The 12355-nt window shown below is 54.0% G+C and carries 8 protein-coding genes; 6 read left to right on the top strand and 2 right to left on the bottom strand.

Features of this window, described 5'->3' with window-relative positions; translation table 11 throughout:
- Positions 1–89: 89 nt before the first annotated feature.
- Both gcvP and GOV45_RS15420 read left to right on the top strand, forming a co-directional pair.
- Entirely contained in the window at positions 90–2945 is a 2856-nt protein-coding gene (gcvP, locus tag GOV45_RS15425; RefSeq protein WP_170479399.1) for an aminomethyl-transferring glycine dehydrogenase, read from the top strand.
- A gap of 276 nt (positions 2946–3221) precedes the next feature.
- Positions 3222–4388, top strand: coding sequence for a M20 aminoacylase family protein (locus tag GOV45_RS15420; RefSeq protein WP_170479397.1), 1167 nt, complete (start codon positions 3222–3224; stop codon positions 4386–4388).
- A gap of 56 nt (positions 4389–4444) precedes the next feature.
- Here the strand turns inward: GOV45_RS15420 and GOV45_RS15415 are convergent, their stop codons facing one another.
- Complete coding sequence (locus GOV45_RS15415; RefSeq protein ID WP_170479395.1) at positions 4445–5686, bottom strand: adenylate/guanylate cyclase domain-containing protein; 1242 nt, start codon at positions 5684–5686, stop codon at positions 4445–4447.
- Between the two features lie 516 nt (positions 5687–6202).
- Here GOV45_RS15415 and GOV45_RS15410 point away from each other — a divergent pair.
- From GOV45_RS15410 to GOV45_RS15395, 4 genes are all read left to right on the top strand, one after another.
- Complete coding sequence (locus GOV45_RS15410) at positions 6203–6784, top strand: VOC family protein (protein WP_170479689.1); 582 nt, start codon at positions 6203–6205, stop codon at positions 6782–6784.
- A 326-nt stretch (positions 6785–7110) separates the two neighbouring features.
- The gene (locus GOV45_RS15405) at positions 7111–8265 is read left to right on the top strand and encodes a phosphoserine transaminase (protein ID WP_170479393.1); all 1155 of its coding nucleotides are present in this window, start codon (positions 7111–7113) and stop codon (positions 8263–8265) included.
- A gap of 65 nt (positions 8266–8330) precedes the next feature.
- Positions 8331–9926 carry a phosphoglycerate dehydrogenase gene (serA, locus tag GOV45_RS15400; protein WP_170479391.1) on the top strand — a complete coding sequence of 532 codons (1596 nt, stop codon included), beginning with the start codon at positions 8331–8333 and terminating at the stop codon, positions 9924–9926.
- Positions 9927–10046: 120 nt separating this feature from the next.
- Positions 10047–10784 (top strand): metallophosphoesterase family protein, encoded by a 738-nt coding sequence (locus GOV45_RS15395; RefSeq protein WP_170479390.1) that lies wholly within the window; start codon positions 10047–10049, stop codon positions 10782–10784.
- Here GOV45_RS15395 and GOV45_RS15390 read toward each other — a convergent pair.
- Complete coding sequence (locus GOV45_RS15390) at positions 10771–12288, bottom strand: malonate--CoA ligase (RefSeq protein WP_170479388.1); 1518 nt, start codon at positions 12286–12288, stop codon at positions 10771–10773. The two genes, GOV45_RS15395 and GOV45_RS15390, sit on opposite strands and share 14 nt — an antisense overlap.
- Positions 12289–12355: the final 67 nt, after the last annotated feature.

Genomic DNA, 12355 nt, shown 5'->3' with positions numbered 1-12355 from the left:
GCGGCACCGCCCCACAAAACTTAAAAAACACTACTGTCGGTAGCTATTGCTAGATCAGCAGAGTGAGACATTCCTTGAGGAGCGCAATAATGGCCTTCAAACTGACCGATTATGAAGCTTACGATTTTGCCAATCGCCGCCACATAGGACCCAGTCCGACCGAGATGCGCGATATGCTCAAGGTGATCGGCTTCAAGACTCTGGATCAGCTAATCGACGCTACCGTTCCTCCGGCTATTCGACAAAAAGAACCGCTAGACTGGGGTCCTGCGATGACCGAGCGTGACGCGTTGTTTTACATGAAAGAGGTGGCGGGCAAGAACAAGGTTCTCACTTCATTAATTGGTCAAGGCTACTATGGAACTACAACTCCGGCTCCGATCCTTCGCAACATTTTGGAAAACCCGGCTTGGTACACTGCCTATACGCCTTATCAACCCGAGATCAGCCAGGGCAGGCTGGAGGCGCTGCTGAATTTCCAAACGATGGTCAGTGACCTGACGGGTCTGGATGTCGCTAACGCGTCCCTTTTGGACGAAGCAACTGCGGCCGCCGAAGCGATGGCAATGGCTAAGCGTGGTGGGCGGTCAAAGGCGAACAACGCTGCCTTTTTCGTTGACCGTAATTGCCACCCGCAAACGATTGAGGTGATAAAAACCCGCGCCGAGCCTCTGGGTATCGATGTAAAAGTGGCGGACCCGGACCAATTGGATGCTGGTGCAGTCTTCGGCGCAATATTCCAGTATCCTGGAACGCACGGTCATGTACGCGATTTCACTAATGAAATTGCCGCCCTGCATGAGCACAAAGCGATAGCCATCGTTGCGGCAGACATTCTCTCACTGGCATTACTTAAATCGCCCGGCGAAATGGGGGCGGATATCGCGATTGGCTCGACCCAACGCTTTGGTGTCCCAATGGGCTATGGCGGCCCGCATGCTGCTTACATGGCGACGACCGACAAGCTGAAGCGTGCGATGCCGGGGCGGATCATCGGTGTCAGTATCGACAGCCGGGGCAACAAGGCCTACCGCCTTGCACTTCAGACCCGTGAGCAGCATATCCGTCGCGAAAAAGCCAACTCTAATGTCTGCACCGCGCAGGCCCTATTGGCGGTCATTGCGTCGATGTATGCAGTTTACCACGGCCCTGACGGTATCAAAGCTATTGCTCAGTCCGTGCATCGCAAGACTTCGCGATTGGCTGCCGGTTTGGAAGAAGCTGGTTTCACTGTCGAACCAGAAGTGTTCTTTGACACCATTACTGTCGAGGTTGGACACCTGCAAACGACCGTTATGGAGGCGGCGGTGGCGCGGGGCGTCAACCTGCGCCGTGTAGGTCATACTAAAGTTGGCATCAGTCTTGATGAACAGACTCGGGCTGAAACGATTGAAGCTGTGTGGGGCGCCTTTGGTATCGACCGCGCGGATGATAGCTCGAACGTTGCCTATCGCCTTCCCGACTATGCGCTGCGCGAGACGCCGTACCTGACCCACCCGATCTTCCACAAGAACCGGGCCGAGGCTGAGATGACACGCTATATGCGCCGTTTGGCGGACCGCGACTTGGCTCTGGATCGCGCGATGATCCCGCTTGGTTCATGCACCATGAAGCTGAATGCAACTATCGAAATGATCCCGGTCACATGGCCCGAGTTCGGCAACCTACACCCCTTTGTTCCCGAAGATCAGGCACAGGGTTATCATGAGATGATCGCTGATTTGAACGATAAGCTGTGCCAGATCACCGGCTATGACGCAATCTCGCAACAGCCTAATTCGGGCGCACAGGGCGAGTATGCAGGTCTGTTGACCATTCGGAATTATCACATCGCTCGCGGCGAAGGGCACCGCAATGTATGTTTGATTCCGACTTCTGCGCATGGCACCAATCCTGCCTCGGCCCAGATGGTGGGTTGGCAGGTCGTGCCGGTGCAATCTGACGAAAACGGAAATATTGATTTGGCAGACTTCCGGGCGAAAGCCGAAAAGCACACCGATCAACTGGCCGGCTGCATGATCACTTATCCGTCCACCCATGGCGTGTTCGAAACCACCGTGCAGGAGGTCTGTCAGATCACCCATGACCATGGCGGTCAGGTCTATATCGACGGGGCGAATATGAATGCCATGGTCGGTTTGTCGCGTCCCGGAGATATCGGCGGCGATGTCAGCCACCTTAACCTGCACAAGACGTTCTGCATTCCGCATGGAGGCGGTGGCCCCGGTATGGGGCCAATCGGTGTGAAAGCCCACCTGACTGAACATTTGCCCGGCCACCCGGAATATGGCACCGCGGTGGGGCCAGTTTCGGCGGCACCATTTGGCTCCCCTTCCATACTGCCGGTGAGTTGGGCCTATGTTCTGCTAATGGGTGGCGCGGGTCTTACGCAAGCAACCAAGGTTGCGATACTGAACGCCAACTATATCGCTGCACGACTAAAGAACTCCTATCCAATCCTTTACACATCTGAAACGGGTCGCGTGGCGCACGAATGTATATTGGACACGCGTCCACTCGATGCCGAGGCACACGTAACGGTGGATGACGTGGCCAAGCGTCTTGTAGACAGCGGCTTTCATGCGCCGACCATGAGCTGGCCAGTAGCTGGAACGTTGATGGTTGAACCGACAGAGTCTGAACCCAAAGATGAACTGGATCGTTTCTGTGATGCGATGCTCTCGATCAGGGCCGAAGCGCAGGATATCATTGACGGCAAGATCGACGCGGAAAACAATCCGCTGAAGAACGCACCCCACACCGTGCGTGATCTGGTTGGCAGCTGGGATCGTCCGTACACCCGCGAACAAGCCTGCTTCCCGCCGGGTTCGATGGGCGTTGACAAGTATTGGTCTCCGGTCAATCGCGTCGACAACGCTTACGGTGACAGAAATCTGGTCTGCACTTGCCCGCCGATGTCGGAATACGAGGAAGCGGCTGAGTAAGTACCGAACCGCGCCACAAAACCGTGCCCGCGGAATGACGCTCGGGCACGATTTCTTTCGCGTGTGGAAGGTTTGCTCCTCTTAACTGGAGGCAGCTAAAATGACTATTCCGGGCGCGAAGCGGGCACTTGACCAGAAAAGAAATCCCCATGGAGGCAGAACCAACACACGCTGAGCATCTTGCAAGATGGCAAATAGAGGTGCTGCCGTAGCCAGTTGCGAGAACGTATATACGCCTTCATAGTTCTCGTTGAACTACTGATGGAGGAGCTGCCAATGCCTGCCCGTAACCGCTTTGCAGAGCTGCACGCCGAGATTACCGAGTGGCGGCAGGACATTCACGCAAATCCCGAGCTGCGTTTTGAGGAGCACCGCACTTCAGCCAAAGTCGCTGACTTGCTTACCGAGTTCGGTTGTGACGAGGTGACCACCGGAATCGGCCTCACCGGCGTTGTGGGGGTTATCCATGGACGCAAGAAAGAATCCGGCAGAGTGATTGGCTTTCGCGCAGATATGGACGCGTTACCCATTCCTGAAACCACCGGCGTCTCACATGCATCTACAAATCCTGGAACCATGCATGCCTGCGGGCATGACGGGCATACGGCTATGTTGTTGGGCGCAGCGAAGTACCTGGCCGAGACTCGAAACTTTGATGGCTCTGTAGTGTTGATTTTTCAACCTGCAGAGGAGGGCAGCGGGGGTGCGCGCGCAATGTTGGACGATGGGTTGTTGACCCGTTGGGGCATTCAGGAGGTTTACGGCATGCACAACTGGCCGGGAATTCCTGCGGGCCAGTTCGCTGTTCGCGACGGGCCGCAAATGGCCGCGACCGCCTTCTTCGAACTCACTGTGAACGGTCGGGGCGGGCATGCGGCTCTGCCACATAAGGCGGTGGATACAACCGTTGCAGCCGCACACGTGATCGTGGCGTTGCAAACTATCGCCGCGCGGAACATTGACCCATTGAAAACAGTGGTCGTTTCCACCTGTGGGATGCGCAGCGACAGCAACACCTTCAACGTGATTCCTGACGAGATCAAACTCCGTGGTACCGTGCGATACTTCGACCCTGAGGTTCACGAGACGGTGCAAAAACGACTGCGAGAGATTGCCGAACTAACGGCAAAGGCCCACAATGCCGAGGTTTATCTGGATTACTCTCCGCGCGTGCCGCCGACGATCAACAATCCCGAAGCCGCCGCGCGCGCGGCAGAGGTCGCTCAATACATTTCCGGTTCTGTCATTCGCGAATTTGACCCGGTTATGCCGGGCGAAGATTTCTCTGAAATGCTCGCCGAACGCCCGGGTGCCTATCTCTTCATAGGCAACGGCGACAGCGCTGACCTACACAATCCGTCCTATGATTTTAACGACGAATTGATACCGGTGGGCTGTAGCTGGTACGCCGAAATGGCCGAGCGGCGTATGCCGTTGGGCTGAACGCTCCGATGGCAAACGTCGAGAAAATCGTTGGAAGACTGTTTCCATCGCGACGCCTAACTTGTCGGAGCAAATTCCGGGAGGGTGAAAACCTGCGTTGATTGCGACATCCCCGCCAAAGTGTGATGTCCCAAAGGCTGCAGTGGGACTGAAACATCCGCTGCAAACTCCGAGGACAAAACCAACGGAGTTTCAAGTGACTTACACAAGCCTTCAAGACGGTTAACCTGGTTCACCGCGGGACCAATGGTGGTGAAGTCCAGTCTGCGTTCGGTGCCAACATTACCATACATTACTGAGCCGCGGTGGAGGGCAATCCCGAATTCTATTTTGCCGCCGTGTTTTTCCCACTTGGTGTTTTTTTCTTTCGCGCGCGACACGCAATCCAGCACTGAAGTCAGGGCAGCCCGACACATGTCGACTGCGGGTCTGGTTTTCTTGTCAATTGGGAAGATTGCCATAACTGCGTCGCCTATAAACTTCAGAACTTCGCCACCATGGTCTTCCACTGATCCTGCTGTGCAATCGAAGTAATCATTGATCAACGCGAGATACCGCTCCAATGGCATGTCTTCAGCCATTCGGCTAGAGTTTCTCAGGTCGCAATAGAACAACACACAGTCTATTGCGCCGCCGTCACCGCGTTCAATGACGCCGTCCAATACCCGGTTCCCAGAGTAGCTCCCCAGATACGCATCCAACAAACCCTGTGCCAGAAGACGTGATTTTGCAGTTTTTATTACCAGCGCGAGGGCGGGCATAAGCGCCTGGATGTAATTGATTTCAGAGTCGCTGAAACCGCCTATGCGCCGGGTAGTAATCGACATTACGACACCTTCCATCCCTGGTGGAAAGTCTGACCAACGACTGGTGTCATCGCGATGGTAACTCTCAAAAAGTGCGATGTAATCCGTTATGCCATCTGCACGAAGGTCTTCCAGGATCGGGAAATTTTGCCCAGCCTGTTCATCCTCCAGCTTGTAGCGCCGATAGATGTCTCCGCTGCACGCTAATTCAAAAAAGGGGGTATTTCGAAATCTGGGAGTATCCAGCTGATCCCGTGGAGTCAGCTCGGCTTTTGCCTGATCGTCGCGTACGGTCCAAAGAACGTTTAGGGCACCAAATATTGGATGCAGTACCATACCCCCAACGTTTATTCGAACAACAGGTATGCCCGCGGAAACAAGTCTGTTGCCAAACCCTTGTACGACTTCTTCAGCGGTAACGTCGCGAAGACCACACCTCATCAACCAAGTGGCGACGCTGTCTAATAGTGGTGACCTACTGAACTCAATCATACCGGAACGCCTTCTTATCGAAGAAAGGAGTTTTTAAATAGGTGGGCTATGGGGCCGCATACCGTCCCGAAACAATGAAAACGGAGCGCCTTGACCCGAGCAATTCTCCCTAATGTAGCATAGCACAAAGTATAACTTCTATAATGGGCCTCTGTCTTTATGTTTGCGAGGGAATGGGTCGTGGCGATCAGTCAATGCAGGGCTTATCACAACCTCGACAAGGCGTGGCGGTCCTGGGCTAGGGACGGTCTTCAAATGGGTGGTTCTGCATGCAGGGTGGTCAGATTGAATGAAATAAGCTTGCCAGCGCTGGGAATAATCAACTTGCGGATCTGGAATTTTACCCATGTAACTACTTCGATCGGTCAAACTTTGGGCTACAAAGCCGAGTAAAAGGAGAAGACTGTACAGATATCGGGTCCTTCGACGGTCATATAGAAAAACGTTGCTTTTTGACTGGTCGTACTGTGACTGAAGGGCCAAACGTGGAGGAAACGCATGCCAAAGTCAGATCAGATCAGGAAAATTCAGACCCAAGGTGTACATCACATCACGATCAACGGGGCTGACCGACAGACCTCGATAGATTTCTGGGAAGGCGTGCTGGGGATGCCTTTCATTTTCGACCAGCCAAACCTGGACAACCCCAATGAGGGACATCTTTATTTCGACCCGGGCGATGGCCGACTGATCACGATCTTTACAAACGAAGAGCGGACGCCGGATGCCAACCCTGTGCCAGAAGCCATAGGTTCACTGCATCACCTCGCACTCAACGTCAGCCAAGCAACGTTCTGGCAGGTCGCAGACCGTCTGGACGCGAGAGGCGTCAAACACTCTGGTCCAGTCGATCGCGGGTTCATGGATTCGATTTACTTCCGCGACCCCTTGGGTCTTCGACTTGAGCTCGCAAGCTACAGATTTGACCCACCCGAGGGTTGCCGCCACGCCGACGTGATGATCGAGGCGCATAAGATTCGCGTTGCCGAAGGCGATCACCACATCGATCGTGAACACCTGGCTGACGCAATTGCATTGCTGGTAGAACGCAGGCACAATTCATTATCCGGAGACAGATCACCACGTAACGCGTATTGAAGATTCGCCTGTTGCTCTTTCGTATGCAGGTCAGGCTGTACCGTTCCGCGCTTCTGCTTTGGTAAGGGCTTGTTTTGTAGAGGCTGTGGCCGGATGTAGTTTTCGCTTCGGTGGGTTCCCTCCCGGATACATCATCAACTGCTGCCGTTTCGCTTCTGTGAAATTTGAGCCAATCGGAAACACGCGATCCAGTTTGTTCGGATTCGGCGTGTCGTTTTCCAACGCCGAAGGTTCTTTTCCACTTGCCGTTCTTCCCTGGGGTACGTAGGCGTGTCGGTGGGACACCCCTCCCCAACGAGGGGCGTGTATCTGGAAGGGTAATACACATGGCTATCGAACAACCGGCGACGCGGCCGGCTAATCCGCGTTTCTCCTCGGGCCCTTGCGCCAAACCTCCTACATTTGATCTGACCAAACTGTCCGACGCCGCATTGGGCCGGTCGCACCGCGCTGCAATCGGCAAGGACAAGTTGAAAGCTGCCATTGAAGGCACACGTGAAGTTCTGGGTATTCCAGCTGATTACAAGATCGGCATTGTTCCCGCCTCGGACACAGGCGCGGTCGAAATGGCGCTCTGGTCGTTGTTGGGCGCGCGCAAGGTTGAGATGTTGGCTTGGGAAAGTTTTGGCGCTGGCTGGGTGACCGATGTAGTCAAACAGCTTAAAATTGACGCGGAAGTGAAGACTGCGGATTACGGACAGATCGTCGACTTGGCTTCGGTCGATTTTGCCAATGATGTGGTATTTACCTGGAACGGTACGACTTCTGGTGTGCGGGTACCTGACGGCGAATGGATTGCAGATGACCGTCAGGGTCTGACGATTTGTGATGCGACCTCGGCGGCTTTTGCAATGGACTTGCCTTGGGACAAGTTGGATGTGACTACGTTCAGCTGGCAGAAGGTTCTGGGCGGAGAAGCTGCCCACGGGATGCTGATCTTGAGTCCCCGGGCGGTGGAAAGGCTTGAGAGTTATACTCCAGCATGGCCGTTGCCCAAGATTTTCCGCCTGACCAAAGGTGGCAAATTGATTGATGGCATCTTTTCTGGCGCGACGATCAATACCCCTTCGATGTTGGCGGTTGAGGATTATTTGTTCGCGCTGGACTGGGCGCGGACTGTAGGTGGCCTGCAGGGTTTGATCGCCCGGGCTAATGCGAATGCTGGCGCGGTACAAGCGTTCTGTGACCGAAACAATTGGATTGCTAATTTGGCCGAGGACGTCGCGACGCAATCTAATACATCGGTTTGCCTTAAGTTCACCGATGCCCGTATTCAGGATGGCGCAACATTCGCCAAGGCCGTGGCCAAACGGCTTGAGGCCGAGAACATAGCCTTGGACATTGGTGCTTACCGCGACGCGCCTGCGGGTCTGCGCATTTGGTGCGGGGGTACGGTCGAGACTTCGGATATCGAAGCGATGCTGCCTTGGCTGGCTTGGGCTTTTGAGTCCGAGATCGCGGCGCAAGCCGAAGCCGCCTAATCCGTTTCTGTCTTCGCTGGGCCGTCTTAGGCCCAGACATCTCATTACATTCAAGGACCGTAAACATGGCCCCTAAAGTTCTCGTTTCCGACAAACTCAGCGAAACCGCTGTTCAGATATTCCGCGACCGTGGTATCGATGTCGACTTCATGCCCGATCTGGGTAAAGACAAAGAAAAGCTTGCCGAAGTGATTGGTCAATATGATGGCCTGGCCATTCGTTCGGCCACCAAGGTTACTCCAACCATTCTGGACAAGGCAGAAAATTTGAAGGTCATTGGACGGGCCGGCATCGGAACGGACAACATCGACAAGGATGCCGCCTCGAAAAAGGGCGTGATCGTGATGAATACGCCCTTCGGCAATATGATCACCACAGCCGAGCATGCGATTGCGATGATGTTTGCCGTGGCAAGACAAATCCCAGAGGCCAGCACCTCGACCCATGCGGGCAAGTGGGAGAAGTCCAAGTTCATGGGGATTGAGTTGACCAACAAGACCCTCGGCGTGATCGGCGCAGGCAACATTGGTGGCATTGTCTGCGAACGTGCCTTGGGCCTGAAAATGAAGGTCATAGCATATGATCCCTATCTGGGCGAAGAAAAAGCCGCGCAGATGGGTGTAGAGAAAGTCGAACTGGATGAACTGTTGGACCGCGCAGATTTTATCACGCTGCACGTTCCGCTGACAGACCAGACGCGAAATATCCTGAGTCGCGAAAACCTGACCAAAACCAAGCAAGGTGTGCGTATCATCAATTGCGCCCGGGGCGGATTGGTAGACGAAGAGGCGCTGGCCGAGATGCTGCAGTCGGGTCACGTCGCAGGCGCGGCGTTCGACGTGTTCAGTGCAGAACCTGCCAAAGATAACCCGCTGTTCAACTTGCCCAACGTGGTTTGCACGCCGCATCTGGGAGCGGCAACGACCGAAGCACAAGAGAACGTAGCGCTTCAAGTGGCCGAACAGATCTCGAACTATTTGCTGACCGGCGCAGTAGAAAACGCGTTGAATATGCCAAGTGTCACCGCAGAAGAAGCCAAGGTAATGGGCCCCTGGATCAAATTGGCGGGACATCTGGGCAGTTTCATCGGTCAAATGACGGATGAGCCGATCAAGGCGATCAACATCTTGTACGACGGTGTCGCGGCCGAAATGAATCTGGCGGCGCTTAACTGTTCAGTGGTCGCGGGGATTATGAAAAAGTTCAACCCCGAAGTGAACATGGTTTCGGCCCCAGTAGTCGCCAGGGAGCGGGGTATTCAAATCTCAACGACAAATCAGGACAAGTCGGGTGCATTTGAAGGTTATATCAAAGTCACCGTCGTGACCGAAAAGCGGGAACGTTCGATCGGCGGCACCGTGTTTAGTGACGGCAAGCCGCGGTTTATCCAAATCAAGGGGATCAACATCGATGCCGAGGTGGGCGCGCATATGCTTTACACCACCAACGAGGATGTGCCCGGTATTATCGGAGCGTTGGGGCAAACGATGGGTGCGCACGGCGTTAACATCGCGAACTTTACCTTGGGACGTAAAGAAGCCGGGGGCGAAGCTATCGCCTTACTTTACGTCGACGAGCCAGTTCCGGCCGAGGCTCGGGCAAAGCTGGCTGAAACCGGTTTGTTTACACAAATCAAGCCGTTGGAGTTCGATGTGGCATAAACGCCTTGTTGAATTTGGGAGACAGTTCAGGGCCTGCGTCAGCAATGGCGTGGGCTTTGGCTTTTTTGTTTCGCCCCTTTGGGACAAAAGAGCGGCAAGCACGAACCGATGGGTACTGATATGACCAGCCCAATTTATGCGATTGGCGACATTCACGGCCAATTGGACATGTTGCGGGATGCATTGAATAAGATTGAATTGGACGGCGGCCCAGATGCACGGGTCGTGTTCCTTGGCGATTACGTGGATCGCGGACCGGACAGCCGAGGTGTTCTAGACCTTTTGATTGAGGGAAAGCGCGAGGGGCGGAACTGGGTCATGTTGTTAGGCAACCATGATCGCATGTTTTCGTATTTCATGTGTGATTACCCCGTACACGACGCGCATCTTCTGGTTGGCTATCATTGGTTTCATGAACGACTGGGCGGCATCCAAACAATGGAATCCTACGGCATTAGCGTCTCGGATCAGGATCGTCTGTACGAGGTTCACGCCCGAGCCGTTAAGACAGTACCGCAAGATCACGTAGCATTTCTAAGAGATCTGCCTCTTTATCATCGAGAAGATGAGTTGTTGTTCGTTCACGCAGGAATCCGCCCTGGCGTGGAGCTTGCCGATCAGTCGGAGGAGGACTTAGTTTGGATCCGCCAAGAGTTTTTGGCCAATGCCCGCTCCTATCCATGGCTGGTTGTACATGGGCACACACCGGTTCAAACGGCCGAGCACTACGGAAACCGTGTCAATCTGGACGCCGGGGCGGGCTATGGACGGTTGCTTGCTACAGCAGTGTTCGAGGGGCGAAAATGCTGGCTTCTTACAGAAGCAGGGCGGGTGCCGTTAGAGCCTAGTCCTGTTTAAACAGTTCCTTAAAGTCGTCACGCAGAACATTTTTTTGCACCTTGCCCATTGTGTTACGGGGCAAAGCATCCAGCAGGACTAATTTGCGCGGATGTTTAAAGCGAGCTAGCTGATTTTTTACGGCAGCCAGGACAGAGGTAAGATCAGGTGACTTGCCTGGTTCTGGGACTAGAACGCCGACGGGGGTCTCACCGAAGTCGGGATGAGGAACTCCTATTACGGCACTTTCCAAAACACCCGGTTGATCGTCCAATAATAGCTCGATTTCCTTTGGATATATATTGAAGCCTCCCGAGATGATCAGATCTTTTCCCCGACCGACAATGTGAACATAACCGTCGTCATCCACGCGGCCCATATCTCCGGTAATGAAAAAGCCATCTTCGCGCAATTCGGCTGCAGTCTTATCCGGCATTTCCCAGTAACCCTGAAAAACATTTGGACCCCGCACCTCGATCACGCCGATTTCCCCTTGAGGGAGTATTGTGCCTGTTTCGGGATCGGTGACCTTCAGTTCGACATCCGGCAGCGCAAAGCCAACAGTGCCGGCTCTACGCTCGCCATCATAAGGATTAGAAGTATTCATGTTGGTTTCGGTCATACCATATCGTTCAAGTATTCTATGCCCGGTTCGATCCTCAAACCTTTCATGAGTCTCGGCTAACAATGGTGCGGAACCTGAAATAAACAGCCTCATATCTTTGGCCAGATCGCGCGTGAACCGATCATCCCCAAGAAGCCTGGTGTAGAAGGTCGGTACACCCATCATAGCCGTCGCTTGGGGCATTAGCCGCAAAATGTCGTCCAAATCAAATTTAGGCAGAAAAATCATCGCGCCGCCGGAAGCCAGAACAACATTTGTCGCTACAAACAATCCGTGAGTATGAAATATTGGCAGAGCATGCAGCAATACGTCATTTGGGGTAAACCTCCACTCATTCTTTAAGGTTTCGGCATTTGACAGCAGATTTGCATGCGTCAACATCGCGCCTTTTGAACGTCCTGTGGTGCCCGAAGTATAAAGCAGCGCGGCAAGATCGTCTGGGTCGCGATTTACGGGTGCAAAAGCGGGCAGCATGCCAAGTGCCCGTCGCATTAGGCTGCCGGTGCCGTCGCTGTTCAGGGTCTCGACCTTTGCGTTTTGGGCTTGTGCGATCGGCTTCAAATTCTCTCTTTGTGTTTCGTCACACACGACCAAAGACGCGGCGCTGTTTTCGATAAAGTAACTCAACTCAGACGTTGTATAGGCTGTGTTAAGTGGCAAAAAGACTATCCCGGCCTGGGCGCACGCAGCATACACCGCTAGCGCCTCGGGGGATTTTTTGACCTGCACTGCAACGCGATCACCGGGATTTAGTCCTAATCCCGTCAGTGCATTGGCGAGACGAGCAGCGATGTCGAGAAAGTCAGCATGTGTCAGGGTCTGCCCATTCGGAAGAAGCAAAAATGGCGTTTGCTTACCCAAGTGCCTTCCGAACAAGCGGTCATAGAGCGGGTTGCCCATTTTCTATCCTTCCAATCCGAACTGCTGCCCAGCTTTGAAATCTGTATTGGATTGCCCGGTGGGTAAA

This window comes from Ruegeria arenilitoris (assembly GCF_013035425.1).
GTDB lineage: Bacteria > Pseudomonadota > Alphaproteobacteria > Rhodobacterales > Rhodobacteraceae > Ruegeria > Ruegeria arenilitoris_A.
This window is presented reverse-complemented; position numbering and strand designations above follow the sequence as displayed.

Coding starts and splice junctions, on each gene's coding strand:
- GOV45_RS15390 (WP_170479388.1), bottom strand. CDS start 12,288: ATGGGCAACCCGCTCTATGACCGCTTGTTCGGAAGGCACTTGGGTAAG.
- GOV45_RS15405 (WP_170479393.1), top strand. CDS start 7,111: ATGGCTATCGAACAACCGGCGACGCGGCCGGCTAATCCGCGTTTCTCC.
- GOV45_RS15420 (WP_170479397.1), top strand. CDS start 3,222: ATGCCTGCCCGTAACCGCTTTGCAGAGCTGCACGCCGAGATTACCGAG.
- serA (WP_170479391.1), top strand. CDS start 8,331: ATGGCCCCTAAAGTTCTCGTTTCCGACAAACTCAGCGAAACCGCTGTT.
- GOV45_RS15395 (WP_170479390.1), top strand. CDS start 10,047: ATGACCAGCCCAATTTATGCGATTGGCGACATTCACGGCCAATTGGAC.
- gcvP (WP_170479399.1), top strand. CDS start 90: ATGGCCTTCAAACTGACCGATTATGAAGCTTACGATTTTGCCAATCGC.
- GOV45_RS15415 (WP_170479395.1), bottom strand. CDS start 5,686: ATGATTGAGTTCAGTAGGTCACCACTATTAGACAGCGTCGCCACTTGG.